13 protein-coding genes, 2 pseudogenes and 1 riboswitch are annotated in these 15,817 nt (G+C 68.3%); of the genes and pseudogenes, 4 read left to right on the plus strand and 11 right to left on the minus strand.

Annotated features, from left to right (window positions below; translation table 11 throughout):
- From ACWDOP_RS29500 to ACWDOP_RS29535, 8 genes and pseudogenes are all read right to left on the minus strand, one after another.
- Positions 1-93: pseudogene (locus ACWDOP_RS29500) on the minus strand (PLP-dependent transferase); the annotation flags it as partial.
- Between the two features lie 4 nt (positions 94-97).
- Positions 98-478 (minus strand): annotated as a pseudogene (locus ACWDOP_RS29505) (glycine dehydrogenase (aminomethyl-transferring)); the annotation flags it as partial.
- A gap of 157 nt (positions 479-635) precedes the next feature.
- A riboswitch (glycine riboswitch) is annotated at positions 636-754 on the minus strand.
- A gap of 145 nt (positions 755-899) precedes the next feature.
- Positions 900-1,472, minus strand: coding sequence for a MerR family transcriptional regulator (locus ACWDOP_RS29510; protein WP_354988587.1), 573 nt, complete (start codon positions 1,470-1,472; stop codon positions 900-902).
- Positions 1,473-1,742: 270 nt separating this feature from the next.
- On the minus strand, positions 1,743-2,216 hold the full coding sequence (locus ACWDOP_RS29515; protein ID WP_354988586.1) for a bifunctional nuclease family protein: 474 nt from the start codon (positions 2,214-2,216) through the stop codon (positions 1,743-1,745).
- A gap of 157 nt (positions 2,217-2,373) precedes the next feature.
- Positions 2,374-3,168, minus strand: coding sequence for a transcriptional regulator FtsR (ftsR, locus tag ACWDOP_RS29520; RefSeq protein WP_456347650.1), 795 nt, complete (start codon positions 3,166-3,168; stop codon positions 2,374-2,376).
- 11 nt (positions 3,169-3,179) lie between these two features.
- On the minus strand, positions 3,180-3,659 hold the full coding sequence (gene garA, locus ACWDOP_RS29525) for a glycogen accumulation regulator GarA (protein WP_354988584.1): 480 nt from the start codon (positions 3,657-3,659) through the stop codon (positions 3,180-3,182).
- A gap of 184 nt (positions 3,660-3,843) precedes the next feature.
- Positions 3,844-4,242, minus strand: coding sequence for a glycine cleavage system protein GcvH (gcvH, locus tag ACWDOP_RS29530; RefSeq protein ID WP_354988583.1), 399 nt, complete (start codon positions 4,240-4,242; stop codon positions 3,844-3,846).
- 67 nt (positions 4,243-4,309) lie between these two features.
- Positions 4,310-4,924, minus strand: a complete 615-nt coding sequence (locus tag ACWDOP_RS29535; RefSeq protein WP_456347651.1) for a CDP-alcohol phosphatidyltransferase family protein — start codon at positions 4,922-4,924, stop codon at positions 4,310-4,312.
- Between the two features lie 179 nt (positions 4,925-5,103).
- Between ACWDOP_RS29535 and ACWDOP_RS29540 the strand changes: the two genes are divergently transcribed.
- From ACWDOP_RS29540 to ACWDOP_RS29550, 3 genes are all read left to right on the plus strand, one after another.
- Positions 5,104-6,780: a GMC oxidoreductase gene (locus ACWDOP_RS29540; RefSeq protein WP_454200489.1), complete on the plus strand. Its 1,677-nt coding sequence runs from the start codon at positions 5,104-5,106 to the stop codon at positions 6,778-6,780.
- Positions 6,781-6,902: 122 nt separating this feature from the next.
- Positions 6,903-8,291, plus strand: a complete 1,389-nt coding sequence (locus ACWDOP_RS29545) for a DUF2252 domain-containing protein (protein ID WP_454200488.1) — start codon at positions 6,903-6,905, stop codon at positions 8,289-8,291.
- 105 nt (positions 8,292-8,396) lie between these two features.
- The gene (locus ACWDOP_RS29550) at positions 8,397-9,296 is read left to right on the plus strand and encodes an NERD domain-containing protein (protein ID WP_454200487.1); all 900 of its coding nucleotides are present in this window, start codon (positions 8,397-8,399) and stop codon (positions 9,294-9,296) included.
- Here ACWDOP_RS29550 and ACWDOP_RS29555 read toward each other — a convergent pair.
- From ACWDOP_RS29555 to ACWDOP_RS29565, 3 genes are all read right to left on the minus strand, one after another.
- On the minus strand, positions 9,259-9,918 hold the full coding sequence (locus ACWDOP_RS29555) for a phosphatase PAP2 family protein (protein WP_456347652.1): 660 nt from the start codon (positions 9,916-9,918) through the stop codon (positions 9,259-9,261). The two genes, ACWDOP_RS29550 and ACWDOP_RS29555, sit on opposite strands and share 38 nt — an antisense overlap.
- A 28-nt stretch (positions 9,919-9,946) precedes the next feature.
- Entirely contained in the window at positions 9,947-12,115 is a 2,169-nt protein-coding gene (locus tag ACWDOP_RS29560) for an MMPL family transporter (RefSeq protein WP_456347653.1), read from the minus strand.
- A 178-nt stretch (positions 12,116-12,293) separates the two neighbouring features.
- Complete coding sequence (locus ACWDOP_RS29565; RefSeq protein ID WP_454200484.1) at positions 12,294-14,234, minus strand: acyl-CoA dehydrogenase family protein; 1,941 nt, start codon at positions 14,232-14,234, stop codon at positions 12,294-12,296.
- Positions 14,235-14,337: 103 nt separating this feature from the next.
- Here ACWDOP_RS29565 and ACWDOP_RS29570 point away from each other — a divergent pair, with 103 nt between their 5' ends.
- Positions 14,338-15,792 carry a threonine/serine ThrE exporter family protein gene (locus tag ACWDOP_RS29570; RefSeq protein WP_456347654.1) on the plus strand — a complete coding sequence of 485 codons (1,455 nt, stop codon included), beginning with the start codon at positions 14,338-14,340 and terminating at the stop codon, positions 15,790-15,792.
- Positions 15,793-15,817: the final 25 nt, after the last annotated feature.

The raw sequence follows: 15,817 nt of genomic DNA on the forward strand, positions 1-15,817 counted from the left end.
CAGCGCCGCCACGCCGCCCTCGAGGGCGGCCACGCGCTGCTCCACCGCGTCCTGGGTGGGGTTCATGATGCGGGTGTAGATGTTGCCCGGCTCGGTGGAAGTTGAGCAGCGCCTCGAGCCTGCCCTGGCTGATCTCGGGCTGGTACGGGGTGTAGGCGGTGTACCAGGCCGGGTTCTCGATGAGGTTGCGCACCAGCACCGGCGGGGTGAGGGTGTCGTAGTAGCCGAGCCCGATCATGGTGGTGGCCACCGTGTTCGAGTTCGCCAGCGCGGCCAGCTCGGCCAGGACCTCGTGCTCGTTCACCGCGGGCGGCAGCACCGCGAGCCCGTTGCCGGTCTCGGCGTCCAGGATGCTGGCGGGCACCGCGCGCGCGGCGAGTTCGTCCAGCGAGGCGACGCCGACGACGGACAGGATGCGCTCGAGTTCGCCGCTGTCGGGTCCGATGTGGCGGTCGGCAAAGGATCGAGTCCAGGTCACGAGGGCTCCAAGGGTGGGCGGGGTCGGCGCCGTGCCGACGGGCTACTGCCCTCCCCCTCTGTCCTTGGCGCCTGAGAGATTCGGGTTCCGGCCTTGTGGCCGAACCCCTTTCACCATGGGCGGATGGCTCGCGGACCATCACTTTCCAGAGGCGCCGAAACTCCGCACGGTCCCTTGTGCCTGAGAGATTGACGGGGAGGTGCTGCTCCTTCGGCGCCCGAATCCGGCTGCCCCGAGGAAGGACATCCACATCCGGGGCTCTCCCGCACGGCTGCGACGCACTGCAAGTCTAAGGGTCGCCAGGTTACGAGAATGTTGCCTGGTCCAGTTTCACAGTTCCGGCGTGTTCGGCATGACCCCGGAAACGGCGAACGCGCCACCTTCGCGGTGGCGCGTTCGCCGGGTGTGGAGCGCGGACCGGCTAACCGGTCTTGCGGTTCATCCGGGCCTTGCGCCGGAAGGACAGCTCGTCCTCGGGCCGGTCGGAAACCGTGGTGTTGGGTTCGGCCCGTTCGGCCGGGAAGTTGGCGATCGCGCCGGTGAGCTCGCGCATGGCGCCGCTGACCGCGATGCCGAACACACCCTGTCCGCCCTGCAGTAAATCGACGACCTCCTCGGGCGAGGAGCACTCGTACACGGTGGTGCCGTCGGAGAACAGGGTGATCCCGGCCAGGTCCTCGACGCCGCGGCTGCGGAGGTGGTCCACGGCGATGCGGATGTTCTGCAGCGAGATGCCGGCGTCGAGCAGTCGCTTGACGATCTTCAGGACCAGGATGTCCTTGAAGGAGTACAGGCGCTGGCTGCCCGATCCGGTGGCGCTGCGGATCGATGGCACCACGAGTCCGGTGCGGGCCCAGTAGTCGAGCTGCCGATACGTGATGCCGGCCACCTGGCAGGCGCTGGGCACGCGGTATCCGACGAGTTCGTCCGGAACCGTGTCATCGGGGAACAGCCCTGGCTGCACCACATCCTGCGGTTGCGGTTGGTCTCCCACTGACTACTCCCTTACTGCTGGCCTATCAGGGCTCGTGTCCCGAAGGTGAACGTGTCCCAAATATCAACACTGCATCGACGCGTGGAGCGTGGCCTGACTGTCGAGGCTACTCTCCTGATTGTCTAGGGAGTATCGGCGTTGAACCAAGCGTGATGAGCGGCGTGTTTCTAGACCTTAAGTACAGGTCGAGATAACAATTCGGCCGCCCCCCGGATACGACTGCGACGGGCAGTCGGACAAACGCCCGAAATGCCCGTCGCCCCGTTCCGTCTAACTATCGGTCGCCTTGAAATCATCCGGTGACACCGATTCGAGAAACTCCTTGAACTTCTCGACTTCGTCCTCGCGCTCGTCCGGCATGACCAGTCCGGCTTCCTCGAGCACCGGTTCCTCCGCGTAGATCGGGCACCCCACGCGCAGCGCGATGGCAACCGAATCCGAGGGCCGCGCCGAGACGCGCAGATCGTTCTCGAAGATCAGGTCGGCGTAGAAGGTGCCCTCCTGCAGATCCACGATCCGCACCTCTTTCAAGGTGTGCCCGAGATCCTTGATCAGGATCTTGATCAGATCGTGGGTCAACGGCCGAATCGGCGTCACGCCTTCCTGTTCGAGCACGATGGCGGTCGCCTCCGCCTGCCCGATCCAGATCGGTAGGTACCGATCGCCGGACACTTCGCGAAGCAACAACACGGGCTGGTTCTGTGGCTGTTCGACACGAATGCCGATCACACGCATCTCGCTCATCGCCGTGCCCGCCCAGCGCTGCCAGCGACCATGCGCGAAGCCGCACTGTGTTGACTGATTCGCCTACTGCGCTCACTCATCGCACTGCCTCCCATACTCGCAAGCTGCCCGCTAGGAACTGCAAGGCCAGCCGTATCACCGAGTCTAGGCGAAGATTTCAGCCCCCGAGGGAAGCGCGCACAGAGGCTTTCACGAGGCAGGTGTGCAGCGTCAGCGACAATGCCGCCAACTCGCGCACGGTCTCTTCCGCGCGGGCGCGGGCGTCGGCGTCGCGGCTCTTGGCGATGGGTGCGGCGATCTGGGCGACCATGGCCGCCTCGCGATCGGCGGCGAGCTTGAAAGCCCGCAAATGCCGTGCCTCCAAACCGAATTCGCTCAACGCCTTGGCGGTGCGCGCCAGCGTGACGGCGTCGGTGTCGAAGTAGCCGGCGGCGCCGGGGGTGATGAGGTTGGCGCGGATGAGTTCGGTCAGGAACTTCTCGTCGATGCCCGCCTGCTGCAGCAGATCCGCACGGGGAACCCGGATTTCGTGATCGAACCGGAGTTCCTCCGGCGAAACCTCACCGGGCACGACGCCCAGCCGTCTCAATCGAGCCGGACCGGGCGTTGCCGCCGCGGTGCCGTCCGCGAGCGAGGCCTCCCCGAGCGCTCGGGCACGGGCTTCCCGTACCCCGAGCGTCGCGGCCCCGCTGTCGATCGCTTCCAGCTGTTCCTTGATCACCTTGAGCGGGAGGTACTGATCCCGCTGCGCGGTGAGCACGAACCGCAGGCGTTCCACGTCCGCGACGTGGAACCTGCGGTAGCCCGAAGCGGTGCGCTCCGGGCTGATCAGGCCCTCCGATTCGAGGAACCTGATCTTCGAGATGGTGATGTCCGGGAAATCCGGACGCAGCAAATCCAGCACGGAGCCGATCGACATACCTCCGCGCGTCCACTGCGCTGCGCCTGTCATTCCGCTCGGTCCTATAGCGCGCCCGCCGCCGAATCGCTCGACGCGGGGCGCGGACCGGTGAGGAAGACGAGCCGGAACTTGCCGATCTGCACCTCGTCGCCGTTCTGCAGCTCCGACGAATCCACCGGCTCCCGGTTCACGTAGGTGCCGTTCAAACTGCCCACATCGACGACCTGGAAGGTGTCGTCGTCCTGGCGGAACTCCGCGTGGCGACGGCTGACGGTGACATCGTCCAGGAAGATGTCGCTGTCGGGGTGGCGTCCCGCGGAGGTGGTGGGCTGATCGAGCAGGAACCGCGAACCCGCGTTCGGCCCGCGCTTGACCACCAGCAGGGCCGCGCCCGCGGGCAGACCCTCGACCCCGACCGGCGCCTCGCTGCCGGGCTGCTGCTCGGTGCGCGACGGTTCGACCTCGTTCAGGAAATCAGCACGGAACACCGATGTGGTCTCAGCTGCTGTCTCCTGGTAACCCGGGTCTTTGTTCTCGCTCACCCTTGCTCTCCTCCTCGAACCGAATTAATCCATGCAAGCAGTTGATGCCCTCAGAGTGTCGATCGCCGGGCGCTCTCGCGTTGGGCGAGTCCGGAAATCCCGGGGCATCGGCTACCGCACATCTGTTGGCATTGACCGTACCCTGCTGGGGCGTGCCCGTGCAGGTAGAACTGTGAAGGCTGGTTCAGCCTCCGATAACTCCTTGATAACCTGCGGCATCGAGCAGGTCACCGTAGGCGGCTTCGAGCACTTCCTCGGAGTCGAGTTCGAGTTCGAAGATCCACCCGTCGCCGTAAGGATCGGTGTTCAGGGTTTCCGGCGCGGCGGTCAGAACCTCGTTCACCGCAACGACTTTCCCGGCCAGCGGAGCGTAGATGTCGGAGACGCTCTTGGTCGACTCCACTTCCGCGATGCTGTCCCCGTTGGCCACATCGGCATTCGCTTCGGGCAGTTGCACGAAGACGACATCGCCGAGCTGTGACTGCGCGTAGTCGGTGATGCCCACCCGCACGCGGGCGGGACCGGTGATGCGCACCCATTCGTGTTCTTCGGTGTAGCGCAGGTCATCGGGTAGGTCGCTCACAGGCGGTGTCCTTTCAACGGGCGTCCTTTCGGGATCTTCCTCGATCCGTGTGCACACACCCTAATGGCTAGCGATGACCACTCGGTGCGGCCGGTATGGCTCGGGCCACGGCGATGGCCTTGCCCACGTAGAGAATGCCGGTCCAGACGTACACCGCGGTGCCCCAGACCAGGAACGCGCCGCCGAAGGCGCGGCCGAATCCCGCGGCGGCCCAGTCCATCTGGCCGGCGAGCAGCCAGGGCAGCGCGGACATGAGGCCGAACGTGGCGGCTTTGCCCAGGTAGATGACGTCCGGCGGCGGCAGATCGCGGCGCCGGTAGATGACGAGCGTGGCGGCCAGGATCGCTTCGCGCAGCACCAGAATCAGCACCAGCCACCAGGGCAGGATGCCGCGAATCAGGAAGGCGCCCAGGGTCGCCACCATGTACAACCGGTCCACCAGCGGGTCGAGAATGGCACCCAGTTTGGAGGATTGATCGAGCAGGCGCGCGAGCTTGCCGTCGAGGAAGTCGGTGACGCCGCTCGCGATGAGCAGGGCGAAGGCCCAGCCGTCGGCCTCGCGCACCAGCAGCAGCCACAGCAGCACCGGAACGCCGATCAGCCGGATGGTGCTGAGCACATTGGGGACGGTGAGGATGCGGTCGCTGTACACCGGTTCGGCGTGGTTGCGCTCGGTTGTCACCACCAGGTTCTTACACCGATCGGGGCCCGCTGACCATCCGGGCACGCCGCCGCACCCGCGCCGCGCGCGCGAATATGCCGGTCGTTCCGCGAACGGATATGGTCTCCGCCATAGAACACGGGTGACAGAATGAGTTGGGAACTGCCTCATTTACATCCCGGCATGCGAGAGGACAAACCATGCCCGACTTCGACTACGACGTCGTTGTGATCGGCTCCGGTTTCGGCGGCAGCGTGAGCGCGCTGCGCCTGACCGAGAAGGGTTACCGGGTCGCCGTACTCGAATCCGGCCGTCGCTGGAACGCCGAGGATATCCCGAAGACCAATTGGAATGTGCGCAAAGCCATTTGGGCCCCGCGCCTGGGTATGACGGGCACCCAGCGGATCAGCGTGCTCGGCAAGTGCGCGGTCTTCTCCGCCTCCGGTGTCGGTGGCGGCTCGCTCATCTACGGCAATACCCTCTACGAGCCGCTGCCGGACTTCTACACCGACCGCCAGTGGGCGCACATCACCGACTGGAAAGCCGAGCTCGCGCCCTATTACGACCAGGCCCAGCGCATGCTCGGGGTCACCCCGAACCCGCGGATGACCCCCGCCGACGAGGTGATCCGCGCGGTCGCCGAGGACCTGGGGGTCTCGGACACCTTCCACGCCACCAACGTGGGCGTGTTCTTCAACGAGAGCGATCCGGGCACCGAGGTCGACGACCCGTACTTCGGCGGGGTCGGCCCCCGGCGCAACGGCTGCGTGCACTGCGCGCGCTGTTTCACCGGCTGCCCGCACAACGCCAAGAACACCACGCCCAAGAACTACCTGTACCTGGCCGAGCAGGCGGGCGCGGCGGTGTTCGCGCTGCGGACCGTCACCAAGGTGCGGCCGATGACCGGCGGCGGGTACGCGCTCGAGACCGCGCGCTCGGATCGCTGGGTTCGCAAGGACCGCAAGACCTTCACCGCCGAACAGGTCGTGTTCGCGGCTGCCGCGCTGGGAACTCAGAAGTTGCTGCACAAGATGCGGGACGAGAAAGTGCTCCCGAATCTGTCCCCGCGACTGGGCGAACTGACCCGCTCCAACTCCGAGGCGATCTTGAATGTGGTGAGCCGCGAGCGCGACGATTTCGCCCAGGGCATCGCCATCACGTCCTCGATCCACCCCGAGCCCAACACCCACATCGAGGTCTGCCACTACGGCAAGGGCCAGAACGGGTTGTTCCCGCTGTCGGTGCCGATCGTCGACGGCGGCGCGTTCCGCTTCCTGCGCTTCCTGCTGGCGATCCTGCTGCACCCGGTGGTGTTCGCGCGCAGTCTCAACGCCCGCAACGCCTCGGACAAGTCGGTGATCCTGCTGGTCATGCAGTCCCTGGACAACTCGCTCACCTCGTACCGCAAATGGGGGCAGCTCAAGACCAGGCAGGGCACGGGTCAGCCGAATCCGACCTGGCTGCCGGTGGCCCACGATGTCGGGCGGCGCTTCGGGTCCAAGGTCGGCGGCGACGTGCAGAGCCTGATCATGGACGTGTTCAACATCCCGGCGACCGCGCACTACATCGGCGGCTGCGTCATCGGCGAGGGCCCGGAGTCGGGTGTGGTCGATCCGTATCAGCGGGTCTTCGGGTACCCGGGCCTGCACGTGGCCGACGGGTCCGCGGTGACCGCGAATCTGGGCGTGAACCCGTCGCTGACGATCACCGCCCAGGCCGAGCGCGCGATGGCGTTCTGGCCCAATCGCGATGAAGCCGATCCGCGTCCCGAACTGGGCGCGGCCTACCGCCGCATCGCGCCGGTCCAGCCCAAGCAGCCGACCGTGCCCGAGTTCGCGCCCGGCGCGCTGCGGCTGCCGATCTTCCCGGTGGCCTGAGCGCCGGCGGCCGGTCCGATACCCGGGCCGGCCGGGGTGTGTCCGGGGTCTCACCGAACGGGCGTCCGCGGGCGTCCGCTCGGCTAGGCGCGGGCCCGTACACACCGGTAAGTTGGATTGTCGTGTGCTCCAATGTGATCGACTTCCGTACCCCCGTCTCGGCCGAGGAGGTATGGGAACGCGGCCGGGCGCTGCGCGATCGCACGCCGGTCACGTCCCGGGACCGGGCCGCGGCCGCGCCGGATCGGCCCGGCGTGCTCGAATTCCTCGAGATCAGCAATCGCGGCAGGCTCGACCATCTGGTTCCGCTGCGCGTGGCGCGCATGGCCGCGTCCCCGTACTCCTTCTTCCGCGGTTCGGCGGGACTGATGGCCGCGGATCTGGCGGCGGGCCCGACCAGCGGACTGTCCGCGCAGCTGTGCGGTGACGCGCACGCCGCCAACTTCGGGCTGTACGGCACCCCGCGGGGCGAGATCGTCATGGACATCAACGATTTCGACGAGACCGTGCTCGGCCCGTGGGAGTGGGATCTGGAGCGGCTGGCCGCGAGCCTGGTGCTGGCGGGCCGCGAGGGCGGGGCGAGCGAGGCCGAGTGCCGCGCCGCGGCCGCCGACGCCGCCAACTCCTACCGCCAGGCGATCACCGAACTCGCGGGACAGCCCTTCCTGACCTCGTGGACCGCGCTGCCGGACGAGTCGGTGATCGCGAAGTCCAGTGCGGACGCGCTGCTGGACGACTTCCGCAAGGCGGCGAAGAAGGCCCGCAAGAACAACAGCGCCAAAGTGGTGCGCAAGTGGACCGAGCACCTCGAGGACCATCACACCGGGCACCGCAAGCGCAGATTCGTGCCCGATCCGCCGCTGCTGACCGCCGTGGGCGAACCGGTGGTCGAGGCGGTGATCGACGGGCTCACCGACTACGTGAGCACGCTGCGCGAGTCGCGGCGCAATCTGATCGGCCGGTTCTCGGTGACCGACGTGGCCTTCCGCATCGTCGGCACCGGCAGCGTGGGCTTGCACAGCTACCTGGTGCTGCTGCACGGCAACGGCGACGAGGTGCTGGTGCTGCAGGTCAAGCAGGCCGGGCCCTCCGCGCTGACCCCGTTCCTGCCGCCGGTGCCGCCGCGGCACGAGGGCGAGCGAATCGTGCAGGGCGCCAGGCACGTTCAGGCCGAGACCGACATCCTGCTGGGCTGGACCTCGCTGCGGATCGGCGGCGTGCAGCTGCCGTTCGTCGTGCGCCAGTTCCGAAACCTCAAGGGCAGCATCGATCTCGCGGCCCTGGACGCCGACCACCTCGACGATTACGGGCGGCTGGCGGGCGCGCTGCTGGCCCGCGCGCACGCGCGCTCGGTGGATCCGCGGCTGGTGGCCGGCTATCTGAGCGACGGTGAACCGTTCGACGACGCGGTGGCCGCGTTCGCGGTGCGGTACGCCGACCGGACCGAGGCCGATCACGCCGAGCTGGTGACCGCGGTCAAGGACGGCCGGGTGCCCGTGGACGCCGGCTGATCCCCCGCACCGCCCACCGACACAGCGACGGGCGCCAAATCTGTCCTGCCGGTGCGGAGTCTCCGTACCATTACCGCTAACGATTCGACGAGGAAGGCAGAGCCGATGCTCGTTCGAGTACAGAATCCCCCGCAGACGCACGCCGAGAAGACGCTGATCGACTGGCTGCGCACCTGGAAGGGCGGCAACGACCCGCACGGTGTGGCGACGGTCAATTGCAGTCTCTTCCACGGCGATCGGCTCTATCCGTTCGACGCGGTGATCTGGACCCCGACCAGCTGCGTGGTCATCGAGGCCGAGGCGCTGGTCGAGAAGCTCGACGGTGAGCTCGAGGTCCCGCTCAACGGCCCGTGGCGGGTCGCGGAGAAGCTGATCACCTTCGAGGGCGGCGACAAGCGCACCCCGCTGGACAAGTCCCGCGATCACACCTTCGCCCTGCAGAACTGGTTCGCCGAGCGCGGGCTCGGGCAGCGCGTGGTGAACGGCGCGGTGCTGGTGGTGCCGCCGCCGGGGTCCGGTGTGCGGGTGCAGCAGCTGTGGAGCGATCCCAGTTTCCAGGTGCTGGTGGGCGATGATCCGGCCACGCTGCACGAGTACTTCACCGCGCTGTCCTCGCGCGGTCGGCCGCAGTGGTCGGCGAACGATGTGGCGTGGGCGTTCCGCGGTCTGGGCATCCTGCCGTATCTGCCCGCGCCGCAGGATCTGATCAACGAGGGCTTCCTGGGCCCGGTGGACATCACGCTGTGGCACGGTGGCCCGCAGCAGGCGCAGGCCGAGGCCTACGCCGAGGAGCAGGCGCGGCTCGAGCGCGAGGTGGACGAGGGGCACCGGTTCACCGTGCCCTCACCGTGGTTCAGTCCCTCGAAGCTGTATCCGCGCGAGGCCGGTGAGCTGTCGGCGGGCCGGGGCGTGATGCGATTCCTGCTGCTGCTCGGCATGATCATCGCGGTGCTGTGGTTCGTGTACTTCATTCTCGCGGCGGCGGTCCAGTACGGGCCGCTCTGAGCACGCGCGCACGCAGCGGCAGGTACGCCGCGGTCACCATGGCGATGGCCGCGGCCGTCCCGCCGAGCACGTCGGTGGGATGGTGGTAGCCGAGTCCGGTCATCCCGATCAGGACCAGCGGCAGTGTCACCGCCAGTAGCACCGCGATCGCGACGCGCACTCGATCCGATTCGCTGACCAGCGCCACCGCGGTCGCCACCGCGACCAGGTGCACGGTGTGCCCGCTCGGGTAGGCGAGGTAGTCGTGCAGCGACCGATCCCAGAGCGGTTTGAGCAGCAGCGTGTTCACGATGAGGGCGAGTTCCGGTGCGAGCAGCACGAATCCGGCGGCGAGCCACCGCCGGCGGCAGGCGAACCAGCCGACGCCGGCGAACAGCAGCGCCGTGACCACGTACCAGTTGCTCGGCGCGACGAGCAGGTCGTAGACGCCGCGGTGCCCGTCCAGCGACGCGTGAATGTGTTCCCCCACCGCGCGATCCCACCCGTTCGCGCCGCCGCCGTCCGGAAACGACAGCGGCACAACGATGGTGACGACGGCGGCGATCAGCGCGAGCAGCGGCAGCGCCGCGCGGCGGGCCGATCGCCGCCGCGGGGCGGGAACGGGTGCGGTCGAACGGGTCACCGTCAGGACGATAGCGCCCGCTCCGGTCTCACTCGCGCAGCGCCGCCTTCTCCAGGAAACCGCGCGAGCGCGCGGGCGCCCACCAGTTGGCGGTGCCCATGAGCCGCATGAAGGCCGGGACCAGAATCATGCGGACCAGGGTGGCGTCCATGAGCACCGCCAGGGCCAGGCCGAGACCGAGCATGCGGTTCATGGTGACCCCGCTGGCCGAGATGCCCAGGAAGATCACGGCCATGAGCAGGGCCGCGGCGGTGACGATGCGCCCGGAGCGGGCGATGCCCAGTGCGACGGCGTCGTCGTTGGCCTGTCGCGTCTTGTCCGAGTGCTGCCATTCCTCGGTGAACCGGGCAAGCAGGAACACCTCGTAGTCCATGGACAGTCCGAAGGCCACGCAGAACAGCAGCACCGGGATGGTGGCGATGGTGTATCCGGTGGCCGCGGTGCCCAGCCCGCCCAGGTGCCCGTCCTGGAAGATCCAGACCAGCGCGCCGAAGGTCGCGGACAGCGACAGGATATTGAGCAGCAGGGCTTTGAGCGGGAGCACCACGCTGCCGGTGAGCAGGAACAGCAGGATGAAGGTGATCACCGCGATCCACACGACCGCGTAGGGGAAGCCCTGCGCGATGTTGGCGGAGCTGTCCGCGGTCTGCTGGGCGAAGCCGCCGAACAGCACGGTCGCGTCCGGTTCGGGCACGGCGTGCAGGGCGTCGAGTTGTCGTTGTCCCGCTTCGGAATACGGGTCGAGCCCGGTCGCCACCACCAGGTAGGAGCTGTCGGGGGCCGTGGTCCCGGGTCCGGCGGGCGCGCGCAGTTCGCCGCCGGCGTAGACGCCGGCCGGGCCGGTCACCGATCGCACGTCGGCGACCTCGGACAGCGCGGCTTGGTATTCGCGCAGATCGGGCACCGCGCCGTCGCGCTCGGGCGCCGCGACGATGATCTGCACCTTGCCCAGGGCGTTGTCGGAGAACCTGTCCCGCAACAGATCTCCGACCTGGCGCGATTCCAGCGAGGTCGGCAGCACCCGCTCGTCGGGCAGTCCCATCTTCAGCCCGAGGATGGGCGAGCCGAGCAGGACCAGCAGCGCCAGGATCGGCAGCGCGCACAGCGCGGGCCGGCGCTGCACGGTGCGCGCGATCCGGTACAGCAGGCTCTGTTCCACCGGCGTGGCCTCGCGCAGCGGTTTGCGGTTGATGCGGTCGCCCAGCAGGGTCAGCAGCGCGGGCACCAGGGTGAGGGTGAGCACGATGGACATGAGCACCACGGCCAGTCCGGCGTAGGCCAGCGAGCGCAGGAAGGCCATGGGGAAGAACGACATTCCCACCAGGGCGATGCCGACGGTGAGACCGGAGAAGGCCACCGCCCGGCCGCCGCGCTGCATGGCCAGCTCGAGCGCCCGCTGTTTGTCCCGGCCGTTGGCTATCTCTTCTCGATAGCGGCCGATGATGAGCAGCGAGTAGTCGATGGCCAGCGCGAGCCCGATGGCGGTGGTGATGTTGAGGGCGAAGATCGACAGGTCGACCGCGAAGGTCAGCAGGTACAGCACAGCGCTGGTGCCCGCGATGGCGGCCACCCCGGTGATGAACGGAATCGCCGCCGCCACAGCGCTTCTGAGGAACCACATCAGCAGCAGGAAGGTCAGCGGCAGCGCGATGGCCTCGGCGAGCACGAGATCCTTCTGGGTCTCGGTCTCGGTCTCGGACCAGACCATCGCCTGCCCGCCCGCGTGCACGGTGACCCCGTCCCGCGCCCCGGTCAGCTCCTCGGCCAGCTCCGCGGCATGCGCGGGCCCGTCCTTCTCACTGCCCAGCACCGTGGCGATGATCAGTCCGATCCTGCCGTCGTCGCTGGTCAGCATCGACGCCATGGCCGGCTCGGTCCAGGGCGAGACGATCTTGTCGATCCGGTCGTCGCCGCCGAGCCGGTCGGTGATCTCGCGGCCGCGCGCGGCCGCGGCCGAACCCTGTGCGCCGCCGTCGGATTCGACGGTGAACACCACTTGCATGCCGGAGATGCCGTAGTCGCGTTCGAGGATCTCGGTGACCCGCTCGGATTGCGAATCCGCGGCCACGAAGCCGCCGTTGGTGAGCCGCCCGGTGGCCAGGGAGCCGATGGCCCCGCAGATCAGGAAGGCGATGCCGACGATGATCAGGATCAGTTTGGGCCGGCGCATGGCGGGGCCCGCGAGTCCGGTGATCATCCCCGTCCCTCGCGCGCCGTCATCGTCGTCGACATGTACTCCACCTCGTTGTCCGCGCCCCCGCCCCGTCAGGGGCCTGTCGGGCTCATCCTGACGGGGTGGCGGGGGTGATCGGAACGACTTGTGGCAAACCTCTCAACTACGCTGTGTAGTAGAGTAATTCGCGCCGGTGGAGGTACTATTCGGCGCTCGTCACCGCCGGGTCGCCCGCGGGTTCGAGCATGGCCGCGTGCAGCAGGTTGTCCGGCACGCCCAGCCCGCCGACGAGGGTGCTCGCGTGCGGGCGCAGCCGATCGACCAGCTCGTTCACCCCGCGCCGCACGTTCTTGGCGCGCTCCACCGACATGAACCGGTGCATGATGTACCAGCTCTGGTTCTCCTCGATGGTGGAGTACACGAACAGATCGCAGACGCTGTCCGCGAGCTCGCGCGCCTCGGGGTCCTCGATGTTCGCGATGCCCTCGATGAACGCCTCCAGCACCAGCCGGTCGATGTGCGCGGTGCCCGCGGCCAGGATGTGATCCTGGGCGTTGTTGAACGCCTCGAACGGCCCGGTGTCCTTGGCCCGCGCGCGAAGTCGATGCCCGGCGGTGCGCACCAGGTAGTCCTCGCGGTCGGCGAACAGCTGCAGCTGCACATCGCGGCGGGACAGGTCGCTGTCGTCCACGCTCTCGTCCGAGCGATCGCGCAGGCGCTGGATCAGCTGGCGCACACCGGAGGTCTCGCGCACCGCGTCGCGGGTCATGGTGGCGGCGAAGCGCACCCAGCCCATGGCGTCGAGATCGCGCACCTCGTTGGAGTACGCGGTGAGCAGATCCTTGGCGACCAGCTGGGTCAGGACGAGGTTGTCGCCTTCGAAGGTGGTGAAGACATCGGAGTCGGCCTTGAGCGTGACGAGGCGGTTCTCGGTGAGATACCCGGCGCCGCCGCAGGCTTCGCGGCATTCCTGAATGGCGCGGGTGGCGTGCCGGGTCTGGGCGACCTTGAATCCGGCCGCGCGCTTCTCGAGGGCGCGCTGCGCGCTGGGGTCGACGTGCTGTCCGGTCTGCACCAGGTGCATGCGCAGCACCAGGTCGTTCTGCGCGAACTGCAGCGCGTACGCCCGCGCGACCAGCGGCAGCAGGCGGCGCTGATGGCTGCGGTAGTCCATCAGCACGGTCTCTTCGCCGGTGTCGGGATCGGCGAACTGGCGGCGCTGTTCGGCGTAGCGCACCGCGATGGTCAGCGCGACCCGGGCCGCGGCGGCGGCCGCGCCGCCCACGCTCACCCGCCCGCGCACCAGGGTGCCGAGGGTGGTGAAGAAGCGCCGGCTCGGGTTCTCGATCTCGGAGCTGTAGGTGCCGTCCACTTCGACGTCGGCGTATCGGTTGAGCAGGTTCTCGCGCGGAATTCGCACCTGGTCGAACATGATTCGGCCGTTGTCGACCCCGGGCAGACCGCCCTTGAGGCCGCAGTCCGAGGTGGTCACGCCGGGCAGGTCGTTGCCCTGCTCGTCGCGGATCGGCACCAGGAAACAGTGCACGCCCTCGCTCTTGCCGCCGGTCACCAGCTGCGCGAAAACCGCTGCCATGCGGGCGTGTTCGGCCGCGCCGCCGATGTAGTCCTTGCGCGCGGAGGCGGTGGGGCTGTGCACCACGAATTCCTGGGTGGCGGGATCGTAGGTCGCGGTGGTCTCCAGGTTGGCCACGTCGCTGCCGTGCCCGGTCTCGGTCATCGCGAAGCAGCCGAGCAGTTCCAGCGGCAGCAGCTTGCGCACGTAGTCGCGATGGCGTTCGGTGCCCAGGTTCTCCACCGCGCCGCCGAACAGGCCCCACTGCACGCCGCACTTCACCCAGAGCGAGAGGTCGGTGTAGGCGAGCATCTCGAGCGCGGTGACCGCGCCGCCCGGGTCGAGGGTGCCGCCCTCCTCCCGCCGGAAACCCATCTCCGCCCAGCCGAACGAGGACACGAGATGCATCTGCTCGAGCACGCGCTCCCGCGCCGCTTTGTAATCGAGGTAGGGGTCGCCGTAGAGGCGTTCGTCGTCCAGGTGTGCGCGGGCCTTCTCCCGCACCGCACGCCAGGGCCCATCCAAGGCCGCCCGTAGTTCGTCCGCTATCCGATCATCACCGGTTGCCATATTTCAAACCTACTGCCCCGGTCGCGCTCAACCTGGTGATCTATCGCACGCGTGTAGTTTTCACTTTGTGAGCAACGAGGTCCTTACAGATCCTGGTGCCCAAGTGAGCGGGCCCGGCCGGTGGCGGCGGCTGGTGTCCCGCGTGGTCGATCGGGCGGTCGCCGAACGGATCGCCACCGCCGACGCGGTCGTGGAGGCGCCCGCCCCGGTCCAGCCCATCGATCTGTCCGACGACGCCAAGGTGACACAGGTCCTGGATCTGGCCGAGCGGGTCGGGGAGGTCGTGCTGTCGGCGGGCACCGCGGTCACCGACACCACCGATCAGGTCGATTTCATCGCCTCCACCTACGGGTTGAAATGCGATATCGACGTCACCTACAACTCGATTCGCATCTCCGCCGAACGCGGCCCGGCGCTGCCGCCCGCGAGCACCATGCGCGTGGTGCACTACCGCTCGCTCGATTTCACCCGGCTCGCGGCGGTCGACCGGCTGACCCGCCGCATCCGCCGGGAGCTGCCCCCGCCGGACGAGGCCCTCGCGGCGCTCGAGGACATCACCACCGCGCCGCACCCCTACAACCGCTGGGTGGCGACCTTCGGCTGGGCGCTCATGGCGGCGGCGATCGCGCTGCTGCTCAACGGCGGATTGCTCATCGCGCTCATCAGCTTCGCCGCCACCACGGCGATCGACCGCGTCAATCGCCGGCTGAACCATCGCGGTCTGCCCTTCTTCTTCCAGCACCTGATGGGCGGCATGATCGCGGCCCTGCCCGCGGTGCTGGTCTCGACCTTCCTGCGCGATCTGCACCTGGATCCCTCGTTGATCATCGCGGCCGGAATCTCGGTGCTGCTGGCCGGTTTACAGCTGGTCGGCGCGGTCGAGGACGCCATCACCGGCGCGCCCATCACCGCGGCGGCCCGCATGCTCGAGGTGGTCATGATGACCGGCGGCATCATCGCGGGCATCGTGCTGACGCTGCGGGTGGCCGAGCTGTTGCACCTGACGGTGCCGACGGTCGAGATGAGCTCGTCGCGCGACCTGACGAATCTGCCGCTCAAACTGCTCGCGGGCGCGATCACCTCGCTCGCGTTCGCGCTGGCCTGCTACGCCGAACGGCGGGCGCTGGCCGCGGCTGCCTTCAGCGGCGCGGCCGCGATCGTGGTGTATCTGCTGGTGCAGGAGGCCGGATTCGGGCCCATCGTGTCCTCGGGCGTCGCGGCCGTGGTGGTCGGCCTGGCCGGTGGTCTGCTGGCTCGCCGCGCGCTGACCCCGCCGCTGGTGGTCGCGGTCGCGGGCATCACTCCCCTGCTGCCGGGCCTGCGGGTCTACCGCGGCCTGTACGCGCTGCTCAACGACGAGCAGTTGCTGGGTATCAATCAGCTGTTCAGCGCCCTGGCGGTGGGCTGCGCGCTGGCCGCGGGCGTGACCCTCGGTGAGTGGATGGCACGCGATCTGCGGCGGCCGCGAATCCTGTTGCGATTCGGCTCGATTCGCCGTCCACGACTGCGGGGGCTGGTCTCGACCGGGGGTCATGCGGCCCGATCGGTCAGACCCTGACCGGTCCGAATGTGGGATACATCAC

Source organism: Nocardia sp. NPDC003693, assembly GCF_053981095.1.